This is a genomic window from Streptomyces sp. NPDC043896, assembly GCF_056435605.1.
The window spans coordinates 57663-80375 of sequence record NZ_JBWKEE010000021.1 but is presented as its reverse complement, the minus strand read 5'-3'; the positions used below and the strand labels follow the sequence as shown (position 1 = coordinate 80375).

The 22713-nt window shown below is 71.3% G+C and carries 22 protein-coding genes; 11 read left to right on the top strand and 11 right to left on the bottom strand.

Features of this window, described 5'->3' with window-relative positions:
• Window positions 1-55: 55 nt before the first annotated feature.
• The 5 genes from AC069X_RS27345 to AC069X_RS27325 all read right to left on the bottom strand — a co-directional run bounded on the left by AC069X_RS27345 (window position 56) and on the right by AC069X_RS27325 (window position 5047).
• Complete coding sequence (locus AC069X_RS27345; RefSeq protein ID WP_478732428.1) at window positions 56-1147, bottom strand: LOG family protein; 1092 nt, start codon at window positions 1145-1147, stop codon at window positions 56-58.
• Window positions 1148-1173: 26 nt separating this feature from the next.
• Window positions 1174-2256: a hypothetical protein gene (locus tag AC069X_RS27340; RefSeq protein ID WP_478732426.1), complete on the bottom strand. Its 1083-nt coding sequence runs from the start codon at window positions 2254-2256 to the stop codon at window positions 1174-1176.
• Window positions 2238-3014 carry an ABC transporter ATP-binding protein gene (locus AC069X_RS27335; protein ID WP_478732424.1) on the bottom strand — a complete coding sequence of 259 codons (777 nt, stop codon included), beginning with the start codon at window positions 3012-3014 and terminating at the stop codon, window positions 2238-2240. The genes AC069X_RS27340 and AC069X_RS27335 overlap by 19 nt, the downstream gene beginning before the upstream one ends.
• Window positions 3015-3178: 164 nt before the next feature.
• Entirely contained in the window at window positions 3179-4540 is a 1362-nt protein-coding gene (locus tag AC069X_RS27330; protein ID WP_478732422.1) for an aspartate aminotransferase family protein, read from the bottom strand.
• Window positions 4541-4543: 3 nt separating this feature from the next.
• Window positions 4544-5047 carry an Lrp/AsnC family transcriptional regulator gene (locus tag AC069X_RS27325; RefSeq protein ID WP_007266859.1) on the bottom strand — a complete coding sequence of 168 codons (504 nt, stop codon included), beginning with the start codon at window positions 5045-5047 and terminating at the stop codon, window positions 4544-4546.
• A 170-nt stretch (window positions 5048-5217) separates the two neighbouring features.
• On the opposite strand from AC069X_RS27325, the gene AC069X_RS27320 reads away from it, so the two are divergent.
• The 3 genes from AC069X_RS27320 to AC069X_RS27310 all read left to right on the top strand — a co-directional run bounded on the left by AC069X_RS27320 (window position 5218) and on the right by AC069X_RS27310 (window position 8512).
• Window positions 5218-6657: a gamma-aminobutyraldehyde dehydrogenase gene (locus tag AC069X_RS27320; RefSeq protein WP_478732420.1), complete on the top strand. Its 1440-nt coding sequence runs from the start codon at window positions 5218-5220 to the stop codon at window positions 6655-6657.
• Between the two features lie 112 nt (window positions 6658-6769).
• Window positions 6770-7945 carry a polyamine ABC transporter substrate-binding protein gene (locus AC069X_RS27315; protein WP_478732418.1) on the top strand — a complete coding sequence of 392 codons (1176 nt, stop codon included), beginning with the start codon at window positions 6770-6772 and terminating at the stop codon, window positions 7943-7945.
• Between the two features lie 108 nt (window positions 7946-8053).
• On the top strand, window positions 8054-8512 hold the full coding sequence (locus AC069X_RS27310) for a hypothetical protein (RefSeq protein ID WP_478732416.1): 459 nt from the start codon (window positions 8054-8056) through the stop codon (window positions 8510-8512).
• 84 nt (window positions 8513-8596) lie between these two features.
• Here AC069X_RS27310 and AC069X_RS27305 read toward each other — a convergent pair whose 3' ends face one another.
• Together AC069X_RS27305 and AC069X_RS27300 are read right to left on the bottom strand one after the other, a co-directional pair.
• Complete coding sequence (locus AC069X_RS27305; RefSeq protein ID WP_478732414.1) at window positions 8597-9286, bottom strand: glycerophosphodiester phosphodiesterase; 690 nt, start codon at window positions 9284-9286, stop codon at window positions 8597-8599.
• A gap of 37 nt (window positions 9287-9323) precedes the next feature.
• On the bottom strand, window positions 9324-10349 hold the full coding sequence (locus AC069X_RS27300) for an adenosine deaminase (RefSeq protein WP_478732412.1): 1026 nt from the start codon (window positions 10347-10349) through the stop codon (window positions 9324-9326).
• 110 nt (window positions 10350-10459) lie between these two features.
• Here AC069X_RS27300 and AC069X_RS27295 point away from each other — a divergent pair, with 110 nt between their 5' ends.
• Window positions 10460-11182, top strand: coding sequence for a DUF4190 domain-containing protein (locus AC069X_RS27295; protein WP_478732410.1), 723 nt, complete (start codon window positions 10460-10462; stop codon window positions 11180-11182).
• Window positions 11183-11200: 18 nt separating this feature from the next.
• Here the strand turns inward: AC069X_RS27295 and AC069X_RS27290 are convergent, their stop codons facing one another.
• Complete coding sequence (locus AC069X_RS27290; RefSeq protein ID WP_478732408.1) at window positions 11201-11614, bottom strand: NUDIX domain-containing protein; 414 nt, start codon at window positions 11612-11614, stop codon at window positions 11201-11203.
• Complete coding sequence (locus tag AC069X_RS27285; protein WP_478732406.1) at window positions 11611-12165, bottom strand: NADAR family protein; 555 nt, start codon at window positions 12163-12165, stop codon at window positions 11611-11613. Before AC069X_RS27285 ends, AC069X_RS27290 begins: the two co-directional genes overlap by 4 nt.
• A 180-nt stretch (window positions 12166-12345) precedes the next feature.
• Here AC069X_RS27285 and AC069X_RS27280 point away from each other — a divergent pair, with 180 nt between their 5' ends.
• From AC069X_RS27280 to AC069X_RS27250, 7 genes are all read left to right on the top strand, one after another.
• Entirely contained in the window at window positions 12346-13860 is a 1515-nt protein-coding gene (locus AC069X_RS27280) for a gamma-aminobutyraldehyde dehydrogenase (protein ID WP_478732404.1), read from the top strand.
• Window positions 13861-13934: 74 nt separating this feature from the next.
• Complete coding sequence (locus AC069X_RS27275) at window positions 13935-15182, top strand: polyamine ABC transporter substrate-binding protein (protein WP_478732402.1); 1248 nt, start codon at window positions 13935-13937, stop codon at window positions 15180-15182.
• 73 nt (window positions 15183-15255) lie between these two features.
• A complete protein-coding gene (locus AC069X_RS27270) occupies window positions 15256-16422 on the top strand; it encodes an ABC transporter ATP-binding protein (RefSeq protein ID WP_478732400.1) in 1167 nt (388 codons plus the stop codon).
• Window positions 16419-17348, top strand: coding sequence for an ABC transporter permease (locus AC069X_RS27265; protein WP_478732398.1), 930 nt, complete (start codon window positions 16419-16421; stop codon window positions 17346-17348). Before AC069X_RS27270 ends, AC069X_RS27265 begins: the two co-directional genes overlap by 4 nt.
• Window positions 17348-18142: an ABC transporter permease gene (locus tag AC069X_RS27260; RefSeq protein ID WP_478732396.1), complete on the top strand. Its 795-nt coding sequence runs from the start codon at window positions 17348-17350 to the stop codon at window positions 18140-18142. The genes AC069X_RS27265 and AC069X_RS27260 overlap by 1 nt, the downstream gene beginning before the upstream one ends.
• 22 nt (window positions 18143-18164) lie before the next feature.
• The gene (locus tag AC069X_RS27255) at window positions 18165-19583 is read left to right on the top strand and encodes an NAD(P)/FAD-dependent oxidoreductase (protein ID WP_478732394.1); all 1419 of its coding nucleotides are present in this window, start codon (window positions 18165-18167) and stop codon (window positions 19581-19583) included.
• Between the two features lie 185 nt (window positions 19584-19768).
• On the top strand, window positions 19769-20221 hold the full coding sequence (locus AC069X_RS27250; protein WP_478732392.1) for a hypothetical protein: 453 nt from the start codon (window positions 19769-19771) through the stop codon (window positions 20219-20221).
• A 6-nt stretch (window positions 20222-20227) separates the two neighbouring features.
• Here AC069X_RS27250 and AC069X_RS27245 read toward each other — a convergent pair whose 3' ends face one another.
• Together AC069X_RS27245 and gabT are read right to left on the bottom strand one after the other, a co-directional pair.
• On the bottom strand, window positions 20228-21004 hold the full coding sequence (locus tag AC069X_RS27245; RefSeq protein ID WP_478732390.1) for a phosphatase PAP2 family protein: 777 nt from the start codon (window positions 21002-21004) through the stop codon (window positions 20228-20230).
• A 156-nt stretch (window positions 21005-21160) separates the two neighbouring features.
• Window positions 21161-22495: a 4-aminobutyrate--2-oxoglutarate transaminase gene (gabT, locus tag AC069X_RS27240; protein ID WP_478732388.1), complete on the bottom strand. Its 1335-nt coding sequence runs from the start codon at window positions 22493-22495 to the stop codon at window positions 21161-21163.
• Window positions 22496-22713 lie beyond the last annotated feature (218 nt).

The following is a 22713-nucleotide window of genomic DNA, read 5'->3' as shown; positions in this document are numbered from 1 at the left end:
CGGGAAGTTGCCTCCGCAAGGGAGTTCGTTGACGGGTCCGCGGCCCGGCCGTACCTCAGGCCATGGCCGCGAGCACGTCCGGGACCTCGTCCACCGAGTCGACCAGCGCGATCCGGGACTCCATCGACCGGCCCGAGGCCAGCGCCCGCAGCAGCGGCCAGACCGGCAGCCGTTCGGTCCAGTGGGCACGGCCGACCAGGACCATCGGGGTCGGCTCGGACCGCGACTCGTAGTAGTTCGGCGTCGCGTTGTCGAAGACCTCCTGCACGGTGCCCGCGGCGCCGGGCAGGAACACCACACCCGCGTTGGACCGGGCCAGCAGCCCGTCCTCCCGGGTGGCGTTCGCGAAGTACTTGGCGATCTGCCCCGAGAAGGCGTTCGGCGGCTCGTGGCCGTAGAACCAGGTGGGGATGCCGACCGAGTCGCCGCCCGCCGGCCAGCGCTCCCGCACGGCGAAGGCAGCCCGCGCCCAGTCGGAGACGGACGGGGCGAAGGAGGGGACCTTCGCCAGCAGTTCCAGCGCCTCGGGCAGGGCCTCGTCCGGGGCGGGCGCCAGGTAGGCGCCGAGGTTGGCGGCCTCCATCGCGCCGGGACCGCCGCCGGTGGCGACCGTCAGCCCCGACCGGGACAGGGCCCGGCCGAGCTCCGCGGCACCCCGGTAGTCCGTACCGCCCCGGGCCATGGCGTGGCCGCCCATCACACCGACGACGCGGGCGCCCGCGAGGTGTTCGTCCAGGGCGTCGGAGACGGCGTCGTCGTGGATGGAGCGGAGCATCGAGGAGAAGACGTCCCCGTCGGAGGCGGACTCCTGGAACCAGGCGTACGCCTGGGCGTCCGGGGTGGCCTCGTACCCCTCGGCCAGCCCGGTGAAGAGCTCCTCGGCCGTGTACAGCAGACCCCGGTACGGGTTGAACGGCAGGTCCGGTATCGGCGGGAAGACGAGCGCTCCGTCCGCGCGGACCTTCACCGAGGCGTCCGGCTCCATCGCGCAGCCGAGGAACACGGCCGCCGAGGTGTCGGCGGACAGCAGGGCGAAGGTCCGCTCCAGGAGGTTGACCGACTGGATCCGGTAGCCGCTCAGGGAGCCCCGGGCGACGACCCGGTCGAACTCCGCGAGCGTCTCGATCTCGATGTCTGCGTTGACCATTCGGCCCACCCTAAGGGCCGGCCGTCTCAGCGGGTCAGCGCCAGCGACGTCAGCTGCGCCACACCCCAGCCGAGCCCCGCGGCGGCCACCAGCAGCGCGGCCGCGCGCAGTCCCGCGGCCGTACGCAGCACCGTGGCCGGCGTGCCGAGGCCGAGCAGCGCCTCCCGGGAGGCGGAGCGGGCCTGCCGGGACTCGACGGCCGAGGTCAGCAGGGTCGCCACCGCGCACAGGGCCACCAGGACGGCGGCCGGACCGGTCAGCGGCCCGAGCGGGGTGAGGGGTTCGCCCCGCCCGTGCAGGGCGACGGCGGTGAGGGCGGCGGCGCCGACGGCGGTCAGCACCCCGAGCGGCCGGCCCAGCCGGGGCGCCTCCTCCTGGAGGCCCCTCCCGGCCAGCAGCCGCAGCAGCCCCGGCCGCAGGGCCTGCACCAGGGTCCCGCAGGCGTAGGCCAGTCCCGGCCCGGTCAGGGCCAGCCCGGCCGCGACCAGCACGCAGCCGGCCGGTACGGCGGCTCCGGCCGGCCGGGCGTACGCCAGCACGGCGAGCCCGCAGGCGGCGCACGCCACCCCCCAGGGCACGCCGGTCTGCGGGGCCAGTCCGGCGTACGGCGGGCGGGGGCGCAGGGCGAGGGCCGTCGCGGCGGCGGCCGTCAGCGGGGCCAGGGCGAGCAGGGTCAGGGCGGCCGCCACCGGCAGGGGCCGCCCGGCGTGCAGCAGGCGGGCGCCGGCGCCGTCGAAGGGGAGCCCGGCGAGGTCGCCCCGCAGGTGGAGGAAGGCGGCCAGGGCCACGGCGCTGCCGAGGGCGCACGCCACGGCGGTGGAGACGGCGGCGGCCAGGGTGAGCCGTACGGGTCCCAGCCCGGCGGCGTCGAGCCCCTCGGGGGGCCGGGTCGCGGGGTCGGTCCGGGCCACGGCGACCGCGAACTGGGTGGTGGCGGCGACCGGCACCAGTGCCCACAGCAGCCGCGGGAACGATCCGGCGGGCCGGGCCGCGGCATCCGCGAGGACGTACAGCAGGAGGAACCCGCTGCCGGCGGAGGCGGCGGCGACGAGCAGTCTGCGCAGCTGGACCAGGGGGCGGGAGCCTCGGGCTAGGCGGAGAGCGAGCACGCTGCCTGGTCCTCCGTCGTGCCGGGGGAGGAGGCCGCCGCCGCGCCGGCCGGGCGGCCGTCGAGCAGCGCCAGTTCGCGGTCGGCCGCGGCCGCGGTCTCCTCGTCGTGGGTGGCCAGCAGGACGGTGATGCCGTGCGAGCGGGCGGCGGTGGTGAGCGTGCGCAGCAGCAGGGCGCGTTCGGCGCGGTGCAGGGGGGCGGTCGGCTCGTCGGCGAAGAGCACGGCGGGCTCCGCGACCAGGGCGCGGGCCAGGGCGACCCGCTGGGCCTCGGCGCGGTTCAGCGCGCCGGGCCGCTTGCGGGCGAAGCCGTCGATGTCGAGGCGCTCCAGCCATTCGCAGGCGGTGCGCCGGGCGGCGCGGTGCGCGGTGCCGCCGATCAGCAGGGGCAGGGCGGCGTTCTCCCAGACCTTGAGCTCGGGCAGCAGCTGCGGTTCGGGCCCGATGCAGGCGAACCGGTCGCGGCGCAGGCGCTCACGGGCGGCCGCGCCCAGGGTGTGGACGGGGATGCTGTTGAACCAGACCTCGCCCTGCTCGGGCAGCAGCTGTCCGGCCAGACAGCGCAGCAGGGTGGTCTTCCCGCAGCCGCGCGGGCCGGTCACGGCGAGGATCTCGCCCTGGCGGACTCCGGCGGAGACCCCGATCAGTCCCGGGGTGCCCCTGTGGGAGTAGTGCAGGGACCGGGCCCAGAGCAGGTCGTCCTGCGGCGGGGCATGGTCAGTCCGGGCCTTGTCCGGTGGAGCCACCATGGCGTACACCTCCGTCCGGGGGAACGAAGCGGAGCCCTTTCGGTCACTGGCGCCGCAATGAGATGTAAAGAGATGAACGTCTTGAATGCTGACAGCACACGGCCCGGACCCCCGCGTTCTACTCGAACGGGGGATCCGGGCCGTGTGGTCGGGCTAGCAGGGCTCCGGCGTGCTCAGAGCTTGGTCCACGCCTCGGTGAGCACCGAGCGCAGGATGCCTTCGATCTCGTCGAAGGTGCCCTGGTCGGCGATCAGCGGCGGGGCCAGCTGGATGACCGGGTCCCCACGGTCGTCGGCGCGGCAGTACAGGCCGTTGTCGAAGAGCGCCTTGGAGAGGAAGCCGTAGAGCACGCGCTCGGTCTCCTCGTCCGTGAAGGACTCCTTGGTGACCTTGTCCTTGACGAGCTCGATGCCGTAGAAGAAGCCGTTGCCGCGGACGTCGCCGACGATCGGGAGGTCGTGCAGCTTCTTCAGGGTGTTGAAGAAGTTGCCCTCCTGGTCCAGCACGTGCTGGTTCAGGCCTTCCTTGTCGAAGATGTCGAGGTTGGCGAGGGCCACGGCGGAGGACACCGGGTGTCCGCCGAAGGTGTAGCCGTGCAGGAAGGTGTTGTCGCCCTTGTAGAACGGCTCCGCGATGCGGTCCGAGACGATGCAGGCGCCGATCGGGGAGTAGCCCGAGGTCATGCCCTTGGCGCAGGTGATCATGTCCGGCACGTAGCCGAACTTGTCACAGGCGAACATCGTGCCGAGGCGGCCGAACGCGCAGATGGTCTCGTCGGAGACGAGCAGCACGTCGTAGGTGTCGCAGATCTCGCGGACCCGCTGGAAGTACCCGGGCGGGGGCGGGAAGCAGCCGCCGGCGTTCTGCACGGGCTCCAGGAAGACGGCCGCGACGGTGTCGGGGCCCTCGAAGAGGATCTGCTGCTCGATCTGGTCGGCGGCCCAGCGGCCGAAGGCCTCGGGGTCGTCGCCGTGGATCGGGGCGCGGTAGATGTTGGTGTTGGGCACCTTGTGCGCGCCCGGGACCAGCGGCTCGAAGGGGGCCTTCAGGGCCGGCAGGCCGGTGATGGACAGCGCGCCCTGCGGGGTGCCGTGGTAGGCGACCGCACGCGAGATGACCTTGTACTTGGTGTGCTTGCCCTGCAGCTTGTAGTACTGCTTGGCGAGCTTCCAGGCGGTCTCGACGGCCTCGCCGCCACCGGTGGTGAAGAAGACCTTGTTCAGGTCGCCCGGGGCGTAGTCGGCGAGGCGCTCGGCGAGCTCGACGGCCTTGGGGTGCGCGTACGACCACACGGGGAAGAACGCGAGCTCCTGGGCCTGCTTGTAGGCGACCTCGGCCAGCTCCTTGCGGCCGTGACCGGCGTTGACCACGAACAGTCCGGCGAGACCGTCCAGGTAGCGCTTGCCCTTGTCGTCGAAGATGTAGGTGCCCTCACCCCGCACGATGGTGGGGACGGGCGCGTTCTCGTACGACGACATGCGCGTGAAGTGCATCCACAGGTGGTCGTACGCGGTTTTGGAGAGGTCCTGGCTCACGGGCTATCGAGTTCCCCACATGTAGGTCTGCTTCTTCAGCTTCAGATAAACGAAGCTTTCGGTTGATCGCACGCCGGGGAGCGTGCGGATCTTCTTGTTGATCGTTTCGAGCAGGTGGTCGTCGTCCTCGCAGACGATCTCCACCATCAGGTCGAACGACCCGGCGGTCATCACGACGTACTCGCACTCGGCCATGGCGGTCAGGGCGTCGGCCACCGGGTCGAGGTCTCCCTCGACGTTGATGCCGACCATGGCCTGGCGTCGCAGGCCCACGGTGAGCGGGTCGGTGACGGCGACGATCTGCATGACGCCCTGGTCGAGCAGCTTCTGCACGCGCTGGCGCACTGCCGCTTCGGAGAGCCCGACCGCCTTCCCGATCGACGCATAGGGACGGCGGCCGTCCTCCTGCAGTTGCTCGATGATCGCCAGGGACACAGCATCGACCGAAGGGGACGGTTGTCTGTTCCTGGAATCTGCGCTTCGACTGACCACGACCTCACTGTGCACGAGGAGTCGTCTGTTCCGCAACCCGTAATCGATGAAATCCGTTGCGACAGGTCTCCAGATGCACGGATTTCGTAGTTCGCCGGGTCTGGCTCTGTCGAAAGCGTCGACCGAGGGGCTAGGCTTGGCTCGTCGTCTCAATCATTGGACATGTGATCAGGAGAGTGGCTGTAGTGACCACCGAACTGCGTCGTCTGCGCAACTACATCGGCGGGGAGTTCAAGGACGCCGCCGACGGGCGGACCACCGACGTGGTCAACCCCGCGACCGGCGAGGTGTACGCCACCGCCCCGCTGTCGGGCCAGGCCGACGTCGACGCCGCGATGGCGGCCGCTGCCGCCGCCTTCCCGGGCTGGCGCGACACCACGCCCTCGGAGCGCCAGAAGGCCCTGCTGAAGATCGCGGACGCCTTCGAGGCGCGCGCCGAGGAGCTGGTGGCCGCCGAGTCGGAGAACACCGGCAAGCCGCTGGCCCTGACGGCCAGCGAGGAGCTGCCCCCGATGGTGGACCAGATCCGCTTCTTCGCGGGCGCCGCGCGCCTGCTCGAGGGCCGCTCGGCCGGCGAGTACATGGACGGGATGACCTCGATCATCCGCCGTGAGCCGGTCGGCGTCTGCGCCCAGGTCGCGCCGTGGAACTACCCGATGATGATGGCCGTGTGGAAGTTCGCGCCGGCCATCGCCGCGGGCAACACCGTCGTGCTCAAGCCGTCGGACACCACCCCGGCCTCGACCGTCCTGATGGCCGAGATCATCGACTCGGTCCTGCCCAAGGGCGTCTTCAACGTCGTCTGCGGCGACCGCGAGACCGGCAAGGCCATGGTCGAGCACTCCACCCCGGCGATGGCCTCCATCACCGGCTCGGTACGCGCCGGCATGCAGGTCGCCGAGAGCGCCTCCAAGGACGTCAAGCGCGTCCACCTGGAGCTCGGCGGCAAGGCCCCGGTCGTGGTCTTCGAGGACGCCGACCTGGCCAAGGCCGTCGAGGACATCGCGGTCGCCGGCTACTTCAACGCCGGCCAGGACTGCACGGCCGCCACCCGCGTGCTCGTGCACGAGTCCGTCCACGACGAGTTCGTGGCCGCCCTCGCCAAGGCCGCCGCGGAGACCAAGACCGGTCAGCCGGACGACGAGGACGTGCTGTACGGCCCGCTGAACAACCCGAACCAGCTCAAGCAGGTCGCGGGCTTCATCGAGCGCCTCCCCGCCCACGCCAAGGTCGAGGCGGGCGGCCACCAGGTCGGCGAGAAGGGCTACTTCTACGCCCCGACCGTCGTCTCCGGCCTCAAGCAGGACGACGAGATCATCCAGAACGAGGTCTTCGGCCCGGTCATCACCGTCCAGTCCTTCGCCGACGAGGCCCAGGCCCTGGAGTACGCGAACGGCGTCGAGTACGCCCTCGCCTCCTCCGTGTGGACCAAGGACCACGCCCGCGCGATGCGCATGTCCAAGAACCTCGACTTCGGCTGTGTGTGGATCAACACCCACATCCCGCTCGTCGCCGAGATGCCGCACGGCGGCTTCAAGAAGTCCGGCTACGGCAAGGACCTCTCCGCCTACGGCTTCGAGGACTACACCCGCATCAAGCACGTGATGACCTCGCTCGACGCCTGATCCGCGGCCGTCGCGCGGGCGGCGGCGCACTGATCACCGAAGGGCCCTGACGGGGCGGGCAGTAGACATCTTGTCTATTGCCCGCCCTTTCGCGTTGTCCGAGGCTTTGGCCATGCCTGAACTCCCCTCCCGTCGCGCGGCGTTGCGCGGCCTCGGTGCCGCGGGTCTGCTCGGCGCCCTCGCCGGATGCGGTGTGCCGCCCGCCTACGTCCCGGAGGACCGGCGGCGGGGTACGGACCTCTCGGACCGCGACCGCTCCCTCTCCTTCTCCAACTGGCCGCTCTACATCGACACCGACGAGGAGGACGAGGAGCGCCGGCCGACGCTGGAGGCCTTCACGGGCAGGACCGGCATCGAGGTCCGCTACAGCGAGGAGATCAACGACAACGACGAGTTCTTCGGCAAGGTCAGCCCGGCCCTGATGAACCACCAGCCGACCGGCCACGACCTGGTCGTGGTCAGCGACTGGATGGCCGCCCGCTTCGTCCGTCTGGGCTGGACCCAGAAGATGGACCGCTCCTCCCAGTCCAACGTCGCCGAGCACCTCGACCCGCAGCTGCGTTCCCCCGCCTTCGACGAGGGGCGGCTGCACACCGTCCCCTGGCAGTCCGGGATCACCGGCATCGCCTACAACCGCAAGGCACTGGGCCGGGAGATCAAGTCCGTCAAGGACCTCTGGCGGCCGGACCTGGCGGGCAGGGTGACCCTCTTCTCCGGCCTCGACGAGTCGTTCGCCCTGCTGATGCAGGGCAACGGCGCCGACGTCACCCGGTGGACCGAATCCGACTTCCACCGCATGTGCGACCAGGTCGAGACCATGGTGCGCAGGAAACACATCCGCCGCTTCACCGGCAACGACTACACCTCCGATCTCGGCAAGGGCGACGTCCTCGCCTGCCAGGCCTACTCCGGCGACGTCATCCAGCTCCGGGCCGACAACCCCGACATCGAGTTCGTCGTCCCCGAGGAGGGCGCCGAGCTGTGGGCCGAGAGCCTGCTCGTCCCCAACCTCGCCCGGCACAAGGCCAATGCCGAGGCGCTCGTCGACCACTACTACGACCCTGCGGTGGCGGCGGAGCTCGCGGCGGCGGTCAACTACGTCTGCCCGGTGCCCGCGGCCCGCGAGGTGCTGGCCGCCTCCCCCGACAGGGAGACCGCCCAACTCGCCGAGAACCCCCTGGTCTTCCCCGACGACGCGATGCGGCGGCGCCTCGCCGTCGCCCGGGACATCTCCTCGGCCGAGCGCCCGGCCTTCGCCAAGCGCTGGAACGCCATCGTCGGACTCTGACCGCGCCGGCGGCCGCGCCCGCGTCACAAGATCACAATCCCGCTACGGAACTGAACATGTTCAGGAAACTGTCTGAACGTGTTCAGTTCTGCGCGTACGCTTCCCCACATGAGCGAGAGAAGCGCACTTCAGCGGCGGATCCGTGCCTGGCTGGCCCTGTTCATCGTCTGCCTGGTCCTCAGCGGCATCACCGCCTTTCCCCTGGTCACCGAGCTCCGCTGGGCCAACGGGCTGGTCTCCAACGACTGGCTGCGCCGCGTGGGGGACGGACTGGACCAGGCCGACGCCGAGTACCCCTTCCTCCTCTACGGCACCGACTGGCTCGCCTTCGCCCACCTGGTGATCGCGGTCTTCTTCTACGGGGTCTACCGCGACCCGGTCCGCAACATCTGGATCATCGAGGCCGGCATGATCGCCTGCGTCGGCATCATCCCCCTGGCCCTGTTCTCGGCGCCGGTCCGGGGGATCCCGGGATGGTGGTCGCTGATCGACATCTCCTTCGGGGTCTTCGGGATCATCCCGCTGCTGGTGCTGCGCCGGCTGATCAAGCGCCTGGAGGCGCTGTGAGGGAGGCCTGCTCGGTGAAGGGCGCCGGCGCGATCCCGGACATCCCGCCGCCGCTCGTGCCGCCGGCACGGACCGGTCCCCGCGTCACCGTCCCAGCCGGGCCCGTACGGCGGCCAGCGCGTCCACCCTGTTGGTGGTGACGGAGTCCACCCCGGCGCCGAGCAGGGTCCGCATGGAGCGCTTGGTGTCCGCCGTCCAGGCCGACACCAGCAGCCCGTCGCGGTGCAGGGCGTCCACCAGCTCCCGGCTGACCAGCCCGAAGCGGTAGTTGAGCCAGCGCGGGGTCACGGCGTCGATCAGCACCCGGCGCGGCGGCGACAGGGTGGTCCAGGTCAGCGCGATCTCCGCGCCCGGGTCGGCGGCGCGGACCGCGAGCATGGTGTTCGGGCCGGCGCAGTAGTACGCGCGGTCGCGCGCCCCGCACTCGCGCACCAGGTCGACGACGGTCTTCACCGCCTCGTACGTGGCACCCGGCAGGTCGATCATCAGCCGGCCGGCCCCCGCCTCCGTCAGCGCCTCGCGCAGGGTGGGGACCCGTCCCTCCGTCAGCTCCTTCAACTGCGGGGACGTGACGGCGTCGAGCCGTACGCCGTGCCCCCACAGCCGCTCCAGCGTCTCGTCGTGGAGCAGTACCGGCACCCCGTCGCGGGTCAGCCGTACGTCGATCTCCACCGCGTCCGCTCCGCGCGCGAAGGCGGAGCGGACGGAGGCGAGGGTGTTCTCACGGAAACGGTAGGGATCGCCGCGGTGGCCGACGACAGTCAGGTTGCTCATGCGCCCCATTGTCGGGGGCGCCGACGGTCAACGGGAGTCAGCGGGCGAGCCATTCGGCCGTGTAGGCGTCGATCTCCGCGGCGAGCCGCGCCTTGCCGGCCTCGTCCAGGAAGGAGGCCTCGACGGCGTTCTTGGCGAGCTGCGCGAGGCCCCGCTCGTCCAGGTCGAGGAGCCGGGCGGCCACCGCGTACTCGTTGTTGAGGTCGGAGCCGAACATCGGCGGGTCGTCGCTGTTGATGGTGACGAGCACGCCCGCCGCGACCATCTCCTTGACGGGGTGCCGGTCGAGGTCGGTCACCGCGCGGGTGGCGATGTTGGAGGTCGGGCAGACCTCCAGCGCGATCCGGTTCTCGGCGAGGTACTTCAGCAGTTCCGGGTCCTGCGCGGCGCTGGTGCCGTGGCCGATGCGCTCGGCGCCCAGCTCGCGGATGGCGTCCCAGACCGTCTCCGGGCCGGTGGTCTCGCCGGCGTGCGGCACGCTGTGCAGGCCGGCGGCGCGCGCCCGGTCGAAGTACGGCTTGAACTGCGGGCGCGGCACGCCGATCTCGGGGCCGCCCAGGCCGAAGGAGACCAGGCCCTCGGGGCGCAGCTCGACCGCGAGGCGGGCGGTCTCGGCGGCGGCCTCCAGGCCGGCCTCGCCGGGGATGTCGAAGCACCAGCGCAGGATGACGCCGAGCTCGGTCTCGGCCGCCTTGCGGGCGTCCTCGATGGCCTCCATGAAGGCCTTCTCGTCGATGCCCCGGCGGGTGGACGAGTAGGGGGTGATGGTGAGTTCGGCGTAGCGGATGTTCTGCCGGGCCATGTCGCGGGCGACTTCGTAGGTGAGGGTGCGCACGTCGTCCGGGGTGCGGACCAGGTCGACGACCGACAGGTAGACCTCGATGAAGTGGGCGAAGTCGGTGAACGTGAAGTAGTCGGCCAGCGCCTCGGGGTCCGTGGGGACCTTCGAGTCGGGGTGGCGGGAGGCGAGTTCGGCCACGATGCGGGGCGAGGCGGAGCCGACGTGGTGGACGTGCAGTTCCGCCTTGGGCAGCCCCGCGATGAAGGGGTGCAGGTCGGGCATGGGGGCCTCCGGAGGGACACGGGTGCGGGCTGGTCGGCTTCATCGTAGGCAGCCCCCGGCCGTGTCGGTGGCAGCGCTTAGCATGGCCGTACGAGAGAGGGGGGCGCAGCATGACCGACCACAGCCCCGAACCGAGGGACCCGTGGGCGCCGCCCGAGCGGTCCGCGGCCGACCGGGGGAGGCCGCAGGGGGAGCGGCCGGTGCCGCCGGTGCACGAGCAGCCGACGGTCGCGGGGATGCCCGGGCCCGAGGCCTCCGGCTACCCGCCCCCGCCCGCGGCCTCCGGCTACCCGCCCCCGCCCGAGCCTTACGGCTACCCGGCCCCGCCGGCCGGCGCGCCGTACCCGCAGCCGCCGGCCCCCGGGCCCGCGTACGGGTACCCGGCGCAGTCCGCCCCCGGCGCGTACGCCTACCCCGGCCCGCAGCAGCCGCCCGCCCAGGCCGGCTACCCGGGCTACCCCGGATACCCGGGCCGGCCGGGGTACCCGTACCCCTACCCGTACGCCGCGCCGGCCCCGAGCAACGGCTTCGGGATCACCGCCCTCGTGCTCGGCATCATGTCGGTGGTGGTCTGCGCGACGATGGTCGGGCCGATCGCGCTCGGCATCGCGGCGGTGGTCTTCGGGGTGCTCGGCCGGGGCAAGGCGACCCGGGGCGAGGCCGACAACGGCGGTGTGGCCCTGGCCGGCGTCATCCTCGGCGTGATCGGCATCCTGCTCGGCATATGCATGATCCTGCTGGTCTTCTTCAGTCCCGACTTCGAGGAGTCCGGCGACGTCGACTCGCCCGCCTCGGTTTCGCAGGTCGACACGGAGCCGCGCGAGCGGGTCTGAGGAGCGCCGCCCCAGGGGTCAGAGCGGGGCGGCCGACAGCAGGGTGGGGACCATCCAGGGCCCGTCCGGGGCGGAGCGGGGGAGCGGGACCCAGGTCAGCCCGACCATGCGGGGGCAGGCGCACTCCAGGTCCGGGTCCACCCCCAGGACCGGCTCCCCGGGCGCGACCTCCACGCGGAAGCAGGTGGTCCACCCGGAGGGGCAGGGCGCCTCGTACGCGTACCGCACCTCCAGCGGGCGCAGCCCCGTCTCCTCGGCCACCTCCCGCCGGACCGCCGCCTCCAGGTCCTCCCCGGGCTCCACCCCGCCGCCCGGGAGGGTCCAGTACTCGGCCCCGTCGTGGAGTCCGGACGCGCCCCGGTGCCGCTCGCGCACCATCAGCACGCCGCCGTCGCGCACGATGACGGCCGCGACCCGGCGCCGCCCCGTCACGCCGCCTCCGCGCGCAGCCGCTCCCGGGCCTCCATCAGGGCGAAGCCCAGCAGGTTCAGGCCACGCCAGCGGTCGGGCCGCAGCGCCCGCTCGTCGTCGGCGGCGAGGCCGATGCCCCAGATCCGGTCCAGCGGGCTCGCCTCGACCAGCACCCGCGATCCCGTGCCCAGCAGGTAGGAGCGCAGCGCCGGGTCGGAGCCGAACTTGTGCACGCTGCCCTCCACGACCAGCGCGAACCGCTCCCGCCGCCAGACCTCCTCGTCGAAGCCGCGCACCAGCCGCCCGGCCTTCTTCGCCGCCGCCGGACTCCTCGCCTCCAGCGCGGCGCGCTCGGCTTCCGCATCCTCGAACAGGCGTGCCTTACCGGCCATCATCCAGTGCTCGGCCGTCGCGTACCGGACGTCACCGACAGTGAAGGGAGAGGGCCACCACTGGCTGAGGCAGCTCGGTCCCAGCTGCCCGTCCGGCCGCGGCCGGTGTCCCCAGAAGGGGAGGTACTTCACCCGCTCACCACGGCTGACCTGCTCGATCAGCTTGTCGATCATTTCCATGCACGCGAGTGTGGCAGTCACCACTGACACTTCGTACGGGATTTCGGGGATGTCTCGACACATGGTCGACCGATTCCGTCGCGTAATCAAAAGGCAACAACGGAATCACTTGGCGGAGGAGAACGCCTCTGCCAGGATCGGCACTCAATTCGAGCTGTAGCTACGGAGAGCGTGAGAGCGATGGGTAACCGCTTCCAGGTCAAGGACCGCTTCGCAGACGGCGCGCAGTACATCGACGGCCGGCTCCGGTCCGGCACCTCGGGGCGGTCGCACACCGTCGTCGACCCCGCCACCGGCGAGGAGGTGCTCACCTACGAGCTGGCCGGCCCGGCGGACGTGGACGAGGCCGTGGCCGCCGCCAAGCGGGCCTTCCCCGCGTGGTCGGCCGCCACCCCCGGCGAGCGTTCGGACGCCCTGCACCGGCTGGCCGCCGTACTGGCCGAGCAGGCCGGCGATTTCGCGTACGCCGAGTCCCTCCAGTGCGGCAAGCCCCTCAAGCTGTCGACGGAGTTCGACGTACCGGGCACCATCGACAACACCGCCTTCTTCGCCGGAGCGGCCCGCCACCTCCAGGGCCAGGCGGCCGGCGAGTACTCCGGGGACCACACCTCCTACGTCCGCCGCGAGGCCATCGGGGTCGTCGGCTCCATCGCTCCCTGGAACTACCCCCTCCAGATGGCCGCCTGGAAGATCCTCCCGGCCATCGCGGCGGGCAACACGATCGTCCTCAAGCCCGCCGAGCTCACCCCGCTGACCTCCCTGATGTTCGCCCAGGCGGCGAAGGAGGCCGGCATCCCCGACGGCGTGGTCAACATCGTCACCGGTGCCGGGCGGGACGCGGGCGAGCACCTGGTCGGCCACCCCGACGTGGTGATGACCTCCTTCACCGGATCCACGGCCGTCGGCAAGCGCGTCGCCGAGATCGCCACCGCCACCGTCAAGCGGCTCCACCTGGAACTCGGCGGCAAGGCCCCGTTCGTCGTGTTCGACGACGCCGACGTGGAGGCCGCCGCCCAGGGCGCCGTCGCCGCCTCGCTCATCAACACCGGCCAGGACTGCACCGCCGCCACCCGCGCCTACGTCCAGCGCCCCCTCCACGACGCCTTCACGGCCCGCGTCGCCGAGCTGATGGAGACCGTCCGCCTGGGCGACCCCTTCGCGCCCACCACCGACCTCGGCCCGCTCGTCTCGCACGCCCAGCGCGACCGGGTCGCCGCGTTCGTCGAGCGCGCCCGCTCGTACGCCACCGTCGTCACCGGCGGCGAGATCCCCGGGGGCGAGCTCGCCGAAGGCGCGTACTACCGGCCGACCCTCATCTCCGGTGCCGCGCAGGACAGCGAGGTCGTCCAGTCCGAGATCTTCGGCCCGGTCCTGGTCGTCCTGCCCTTCGACACCGACGACGAGGGCCTGGCCCTGGCCAACGACACCCCGTACGGGCTCGCGGCCTCCGCCTGGACCCGCGACCTCTACCGGGCGGGCCGCGCCACCCGCGAGCTCAAGGCGGGCTGCGTGTGGGTCAACGACCACATCCCGATCATCAGCGAGATGCCGCACGGCGGGTACAAGGCGAGCGGCTTCGGAAAGGACATGAGCGCTTACTCGTTCGAGGAGTACACGCAGGTCAAGCATGTGATGTTCGACAATACTGCGGTGGCCGCGAAGGACTGGCACCGCACGATCTTCGGGGACCGGTAAGCAACGACGTGCGGCCACCGCCGGGTGGCCGCGCCACCTGACCAGTGGCCATCCCTCCCGAAAGGGCAACGCGCATGGAGCAATTCGAGCCCGACCGCCTCTCGGCGGCGCAGATCGCCGCGATGCGGCGCAGCATCACCAGTGGGCGCGGCGCCCTCACCCGCCGCTCGCTGCTGCGCGCCTCCGGGGTCGGGGCGCTCACCCTGGGCGGCCTCTCCGCCCTCACCGCCTGCGGCATCCCGCCCGCCAAGCGCGAAGGCGGCGCGGTGGCGTCCGACGACCACTCGGAGCAGGAGAAGGAGATCAACTTCTCCAACTGGACCGAGTACATGGACACCAGCGACGACGAGAAGACCCGTCCCACGCTGGAGGAGTTCACCAAGCGGACCGGGATCCAGGTCAAGTACACCGAGGACATCAACGACAACGTCGAGTTCTTCGGGAAGATCCGCCCGCAGCTCGCGGCCGGCCAGGACACCGGACGCGACCTGATCGTCGTCACCGACTGGCTCGCCGCCCGCATCATCCGCCTCGGCTGGGCGCAGAAGCTGGACCCCTCCCGCCTCCCGCACGCCTACGCCAACCTGATCCCGCAGTTCCGCAGCCCCGACTGGGACCCGGGCCGCGCCCACAGCTACCCGTGGACCGGCATCGACACCGTCATCGCCTACAACTCCAAGGCCACCGACGGCAAGAAGGTCGACTCCGTCACCCAGCTCCTCGACGACCCCACCCTCAAGGGCCGCGTCGGCTTCCTCACCGAGATGCGCGACAGCGTCGGCATGACCCTGCTCGACCAGGGCAAGGACCCGGCGAAGTTCACCACCGCCGACTACGACGCGGCGATCGGCCGGCTCCAGAAGGGCGTCGACACCAAGCAGATCCGCCGCTTCACCGGCAACGACTACACCGCCGACCTGGACAAGGGCGACCTGGCGGCCTGCCTCGCCTGGGCGGGCGACGTCATCCAGCTCCAGGCCGGCAACCCGGACATCAAGTACGCGATCCCGGCGGCCGGATACATCACCTCCAGCGACAACCTGCTGGTCCCCGTCAAGGCCCGGCACAAGGCCAACGCCGAGAAGCTCATCGACTACTACTACGAGCCCGACGTCGCGGCCCAGCTCGCCGCGTTCATCAGCTACGTCTGCCCGGTCGACGGGGTCAAGGAAGAACTCGCCAAGATCGACCCGGCGCTCGCGGACAACCCGCTGATCGTCCCGGACAAGGAGATGGCCGCCAAGGCCCACGCCTTCCGCTCCCTCACCAGCGAGGAAGAGACGGCGTACGAGGAGAAGTTCGCCAAGCTCATCGGCGCCTGACCGGACACGCGTACCGGCACCCCCCACCGCGCCCCGTCCCCTTCCCACGACACACCACCGAAGGCCCAGGCCCATGACCGACAAGACCGCGAGCGGCGACGTCCGCCTCGCCGGGATCAGCAAGCACTACGGCTCCTTCACCGCGGTACACCCGCTGGACCTCACCATCCCCCAGGGCTCCTTCTTCGCCCTGCTCGGCGCCTCGGGCTGCGGGAAGACCACCACCCTGCGCATGATCGCCGGCCTGGAGGAGCCCTCCACCGGCACGATCGCCCTCGGCGACCGCGAGGTCACCCACCTGCCGCCGTACAAGCGCCCGGTGAACACCGTCTTCCAGAGCTACGCGCTGTTCCCGCACATGGACATCTTCGAGAACATCGCCTTCGGCCTGCGCCGCCGGGGCATCAAGTCGGTCAAGAAGCAGGTCGACGAGATGATCGACCTCGTCCAGCTCGGAGAGCACGCCCGCAAGAAGCCCCACCAGCTCTCCGGCGGACAGCAGCAGCGCGTGGCCGTCGCCCGCGCGCTCATCAACCACCCGCAGGTCCTCCTCCTCGACGAGCCGCTCGGCGCCCTCGACCTCAAACTGCGCCGCCAGATGCAGCTGGAGCTCAAGCGCATCCAGACCGAGGTCGGCATCACCTTCGTGCACGTCACGCACGACCAGGAGGAGGCCATGACCATGGCCGACACCGTCGCGGTGATGAACGGCGGCCGTGTCGAGCAACTGGGCGCCCCCGCCGAGCTGTACGAGAACCCGCGCACCACCTTCGTCGCCAACTTCCTCGGCACCTCGAACCTCATCGAGGCCTCCGTCGAGTCCACCGGCTCCGACGTGATCGTGTCCGCCTCCGGAACCACCCTCCGGCTGCCCGCCGCCCGATGTTCGACCACGCCCCGCGCGGGCGGCAAGCTCCTCGTCGGCGTGCGCCCCGAGAAGATCTCCCTGGTCCCGGCGGCCGAGGAGCACACCGTCGCGGCCGGCCGCAACAAGGTCGCGGGCAGGATCGCCGACTCGTCCTTCATCGGCGTCTCCACCCAGTTCGTCGTCGACAGCGAGGTCTGCCCGGAGCTGGAGGTCTACGTCCAGAACATCGAGCGCGACGCCCGCCTCGTCCCCGGCGCCGACGTCGTCCTGCACTGGAACCCGGAACACACCTTCGGTCTCGACGCCGCCCAGTCCGTGCTCGCCGGGACGATGGGCGAGGCGGGCATCGAGACCGTCGAGGAGAGCGCGTGACCGCCACCGCCGCGCCCCCCGAGGCCCCCGCACCCGCCGGACCCCCCGTACACAGGGCGTCCCTGAAGAAGCGCCTCGTCCCGTACTGGCTGCTGCTCCCCGGCATCCTGTGGCTGCTCGTCTTCTTCGTGCTGCCGATGGTCTACCAGGCCTCCACCTCGGTGCAGACCGGCTCCCTCGAAGAGGGCTTCGAGGTCACCTGGCACTTCCAGACCTACTGGGACGCCCTGACCGAGTACCTCCCGCAGTTCCTGCGCTCCCTGCTCTACGCGGGCACCGCCACGGCCCTGTGCCTGCTGCTCGGCTACCCGCTGGCGTACCTGATCGCCTTCAAGGCGGGCCGCTGGCGCAACCTGCTGCTGGTCCTCGTCATCGCGCCCTTCTTCACCAGCTTCCTCATCCGCACGCTGGCCTGGAAGACCATCCTGGCCGACGGCGGCCCGGTCGTCGGCGCGCTCGACGCCGTCGGTTTCCTGGACGTCACCAGCTGGCTCGGGATGACCGAGGGGGACCGGGTCCTCGCCACCCCGCTCGCGGTGGTCTGCGGCCTGACCTACAACTTCCTCCCCTTCATGATCCTGCCGCTCTACACCTCCCTGGAGCGGATCGACACCCGCCTCCACGAGGCCGCCGGCGACCTGTACGCCACCCCCGCCACCGTGTTCCGCAAGGTCACCTTCCCGCTCTCGATGCCGGGCGTGGTCTCCGGGACCCTGCTCACCTTCATCCCGGCGAGCGGCGACTACGTGAACGCCGAACTGCTCGGCTCCACCGACACCCGGATGATCGGCAACGTCATCCAGTCGCAGTACCTGCGGATCCTCGACTACCCGACAGCGGCCGCGCTGTCCTTCATCCTCATGGCCATCGTGCTGATCATGGTCACCATCTACATCCGCCGAGCGGGGACGGAGGACCTGGTCTGATGCGTTGGCTCCGCCGCAACCTCGTGATCATCGCGGGCCTCGCCACGCTCGCGTACATGATCCTGCCGAACGTCGTCGTGACGGTGTTCTCCTTCAACGACCCCGCCGGGAAGTTCAACTACGCCTGGCAGGAGTTCTCCCTCGACGCCTGGAAGGACCCCTGCGGGGTCGCCGACATGTGCGGCTCCCTCGCCCTCTCCCTCCAGATCGCCCTGTGGGCCACCATCGGCGCCACGGTCCTCGGCACCGCCATGGCCTTCGCGCTGGTCCGGTACCGGTTCCGGGCGCGCGGCGCGGTGAACTCGCTGATCTTCCTGCCGATGGCCATGCCCGAGATCGTGATGGCGGCCTCGCTGCTCGCCCTCTTCCTCAACATGGGCGTCCAGCTCGGCTTCTGGACGATCCTCATCGCCCACGTGATGTTCTGCCTCAGCTTCGTCGTCGCCGCCGTCAAGGCACGCGTCCTGTCCATGGACCCACGCCTGGAGGAAGCCGCCCGCGACCTCTACGCCGGACCGGTGCAGACCTTCCTGAGGGTCACCCTGCCGATCGCCGCCCCCGGCATCGCGGCGGGCGCGCTGCTCTCCTTCGCGCTCTCCTTCGACGACTTCATCATCACCAACTTCAACTCGGGCAACACCGTCACCTTCCCCATGTTCGTGTGGGGATCGGCCCAGCGCGGTACGCCCGTGCAGATCAACGTCATCGGCACGGCGATGTTCGTCATCGCGGTGCTGGTGGTCCTCGCCGGCCAGTGGGCCGGCAACCGCCGCAAGAAGGCACAACCGAAGTAGACCCCGTAGGGAGTTGGAAGCCATGGCCCCAGTCGCCATGCGTAGTGTTGCGAAATCCCTTTCCGAAGCGAAGCCGGTGTCGTACTGGCTGGACGACCCCGGCCGCCCCGCCCCGCAGCCGGCGCTCACCTCCGACGAGCGCTGCGACCTGCTGGTCGTCGGCGGCGGCTACAGCGGCCTGTGGACCGCGCTGCTCGCCAAGGAGCGCGACCCCGGACGGGACGTCGTACTGATCGAGAGCAAGGAGGCGGGCTGGGCCGCCTCCGGCCGCAACGGCGGTTTCTGCGCCGCCTCCCTCACCCACGGCCTGGCCAACGGCATGGCCCGCTGGCCCGGAGAGCTGGCCAAGCTGGAGGAGCTGGGCGCCCGCAACCTCGACGCCATCGAGGAGGCCGTCGCCCGCTACGGCATCGACTGCGACTTCGAGCGCACCGGCGAGATCGACGTGGCCACCGAGCCGCACCAGGTCGAGGAGCTGCGGGAACTCCACGAGGAGGCCCGCAAGCTGGGCCTCGGCGACGGATCCGAATGGCTGGAGGGCGAGGCCCTGCGCGCGGAGGTCGACTCGCCGACCTTCCTCGCGGGCCTGTGGGACCGCGACGGCGTCGCCATGCTCAACCCCGCCAGGCTGGCCTGGGGCCTCAAGCGGGCCTGCCTGGAGCAGGGCGTGCGGATCTACGAGAACACGCGCGGGCTGAAGATGGCGCAGGCCGGAGCCGGGATGACGGTGGAGACCCCGTACGGCACGATCCTCGCCCGCCGGGTCGCCCTGGGCACCAACATCTTCCCGTCGCTGGTGCGCAGGATCCGCCCCTTCACCGTCCCGGTCTACGACTACGCGCTGATGACCGAGCCGCTCGACGAGGAACAGATGGCCTCGATCGGCTGGAAGAACCGTCAGGGCCTCGGCGACAGCGCCAACCAGTTCCACTACTTCCGGATCACCAAGGACAACCGGATCCTGTGGGGCGGCTACGACGCGATCTACCCCTACCGGGGGAAGCTCGACTCCGAGTACGACCACCGCCCCGAGACCTACCTCAAGCTCGCCGAGCACTTCTTCACCGCCTTCCCGCAGCTGGAGGGGGTGCGCTTCAGCCACGCCTGGGGCGGGGCCATCGACACCTGCTCCCGCTTCTCGGCGTTCTTCGGCACCGCGCACCGCGGCCGGGTGGCCTACGCCGCCGGGTACACCGGGCTGGGGGTGGGCGCCACGCGCTTCGGCGCCGACGTGATGCTGGACCTGCTGGACGGGCTGTCCACCGAGCGGACCCGGCTGGAGATGGTGAAGTCCAAGCCGATGCCGTTCCCGCCCGAGCCCTTCGCCTGGACGGGCATCGCGCTCACCAAGTGGTCGCTGGCCCGCGCGGACGCCCGGGGCGGCCACCGCAACCTGTGGCTCAAGACGCTGGACCGCCTCGGGCTCGGCTTCGACAGCTGACGTCCGCGCGCCGGGCGCCCGTACTCCCTGGGCCGGCGCGCCCGTACGCCCCGGCGCGCGCCCGCGGTTCCTCCCGTGACGCGCTTCACCCCTTCGGAGCGGCGCAACCCGCGTCATGGCCCCGTCCGGCCCCGCTCTCTCACGGTGTGAACCCCCACCGTGACGAGACGAACGGAGGCCGGGCGATGACGCTCGGAGCGAGGACCGCAGTGGAATGGCTGCTGTCGGCGGCGCAGGATCCGGATGCCTGCCGCTGGCAGTGGGAGCGCAACCCCCTCGGGGTCGCCCTGCTGCCCGCCGGCCGGCACTGGGACGTGCTGATCGTGCCGGGGGAGCTGGGGGAGGACGCCCTCGGCGTGCTGCGCCGGCTGGCCGGCCCGACCGGCCCGGTGCTGGCCGGCTCCGGGCACGCGCGGGTGGGCTTCTTCGTGCCCCCGGGCACGGCCTCCCGCTGGACGGGCACCGGCGTACGGGGAGCCGGGCGCGGAAGCTGGATCGCCGTCCCGCACCCGGGCCGGGCGACGGGCGGCCCGTGCTGGCTGGAGCTCCCGGACGGCCGGGGCACCCTCACGGACCCGGCGCTGCTGGAGCTCGCGCTGCACGAGGCGGCGGCCAGGGCCCTGGCGGGGGAGCGGTGAGGCCGGCTAGCCGGAACCCCGGCCCGCGCTCCGGCCGCTGACCGCCCGCCGGACCCCCAGCAGCAGCGGTACGCACAGCAGGACGCTGGCCAGCACGTCGAGGGGCCAGTGGAACCCGCGCAGCACCAGGCCCGCGGCCGTCGCCGCCGAGAGCACCAGGGCGGCGGCCATCGGCCAGGCGCGGCGGGTGTACGGGGAGAGGAGCAGGGCCGCGCCGGCATAGGCGGTCAGCGCCGTCGCCGTGTGCCCGGAGGGGTAGTACCCGGCCGCCCACGGCTCCAGCGGGCCCGGCCGGGCGGTCCACGCCTTGAGGGGGACGACCAGCGCCGGCACCAGGGCCATCGCCAGCCCCGCCGCGAGCGCCGCGCGGCGCCGGCCGCGCCAGGCGGCGTACGCCATGGCCAGCGCCAGCACCGGGACGGCGACCGGCACGTTGCCCAGGTCCGCGAGGCGTTCGGTGACGGCGTCGGGGACGGTGCGCACGAGCGCGCGGCTGAGCGCGTGGTCCGGCACCAGGAGCGGCCCCGACACCAGGACCTGCCAGGTGATCAGGGCGAAGAGACCGAGGCACAGGGCCGTCGGGAGGATGGCCGGCCGTCCCGGAACAGGGGGGATGGTTCCGGGAGGGCCGCCCGGATCGGGTTGCCGTGCGCCCCGGGGGGTTTGGGGCGGACGGCCGTCCGATCTGCGAGGAGTGTGCGCGAACGCATGACCAGTACGGCGCTGGGGAAGCCCGGTACCGGTATCGCCACCGGTCTCCCGGAAGCGGTCTGTCTCACTCATCTGCAGAAACCGTACGCCAGCGAAAGGGGGACCGACAGCGGGAACGCGCACCCGCCATCGGCCCCCCACAGCTTCTTCACAGCGCCCGACCGGTTACCGGTGGTAGAGGACGGGCGCCGCGTCCAAGCGTTCCAGTCCTTCGAACTGGACGTTCGATCAGATGCCCGCGAACGCGGCCTCGATGACGTCCAGACCCTCGTTCAGCAGGTCCTCGCCGATGACGATCGGCGGGAGGAAGCGCAGCACGTTGCCGTAGGTGCCGCAGGTGAGGACGATGACGCCCTCGGCGTGGCAGGCCTTGGCCAGCGCGCCGGCCGCCTCCGGGTTCGGGGTCTTGGACTCCGGGTCCTTCACCAGCTCGATGGCGATCATGGCGCCGCGGCCGCGGATGTCGCCGATGATCTCGTACTTCTCCTGCATCGCGGAGAGGCGGGACTTCATGATGGACTCGATCTTCTTCGCCTTGGCGTTGAGGTCGAGCTCCTTCATCGTCTCGATGGAGCCCAGCGCACCGGCGCAGGCCACCGGGTTGCCGCCGTACGTGCCGCCCAGGCCGCCCGCGTGCGGGGCGTCCATGATCTCGGCGCGGCCGGTCACGGCGGCCAGCGGCAGACCGCCGGCGATGCCCTTGGCGGTGGTGATCAGGTCCGGGACGATGCCCTCGTCCTCACACGCGAACCACTGGCCGGTGCGGCAGAAGCCGGACTGGATCTCGTCCGCGACGAAGACGATGCCGTTGTCGTTGGCGAACTTCACGATCTCCGGCAGGAAGCCCTTGGCCGGCTCGATGAAACCGCCCTCGCCGAGGACCGGCTCGATGATGATCGCGGCGACGTTCTCGGCGCCGATCTGCTTGGTGATCTGGTCGATCGCCTGGGCGGCGGCCTCGGGACCGCAGTTCTCGGCACCGGTGGGCCAGCGGTAGCCGTAGGCGACCGGGACGCGGTAGACCTCGGGGGCGAACGGACCGAAGCCGTGCTTGTACGGCATGTTCTTCGCGGTCAGCGCCATCGTGAGGTTCGTACGGCCGTGGTAGCCGTGGTCGAAGACGACGACGGCCTGGCGCTTGGTGTACGCACGGGCGATCTTGACGGCGTTCTCGACGGCCTCGGCGCCCGAGTTGAACAGCGCCGACTTCTTGGCGTGGTCGCCCGGGGTCAGCTCGGCCAGCGCCTCGCAGACCTCGACGTAACCCTCGTACGGGGTGACCATGAAGCAGGTGTGCGTGAAGTCGGCGAGCTGCTCGGTCGCGCGCCGCACCACGGCCTCGGCGGAGCCGCCGACCGAGGTCACGGCGATACCGGAGCCGAAGTCGATCAGGCGGTTGCCGTCGACGTCCTCCAGGATGCCGCCGTCCAGGCGCTTGGTGAAGACGGGGAGCACGGAGCCCACGCCGCCGGCCACCGTGCCGAGACGGCGGGCCTGCAGCTCCTGCGACTTGGGGCCGGGGATCGCGGTGACGAGCTTGCGCTCCTGCGGGAGAGCAGTCATGGAAGGCTCCTGGGGGGTGTTTTCGGACGCACTTGTGTCTTTGTCCGCAGGCTAGGCCCGGGCGAGGGGGTAAGGCATGCTCCGTTCGGGAGTGGTCCCCGCGTGTCCTTGTCCGTGACGGCCATAGGAAGGAACCGGCACGCCTCCGGCCGATCACCGCGGGGTGCGGGCCCAAGGGCCTGACCGGGCACTAGATTGAGCGCCGCGTCGCGTTGGGA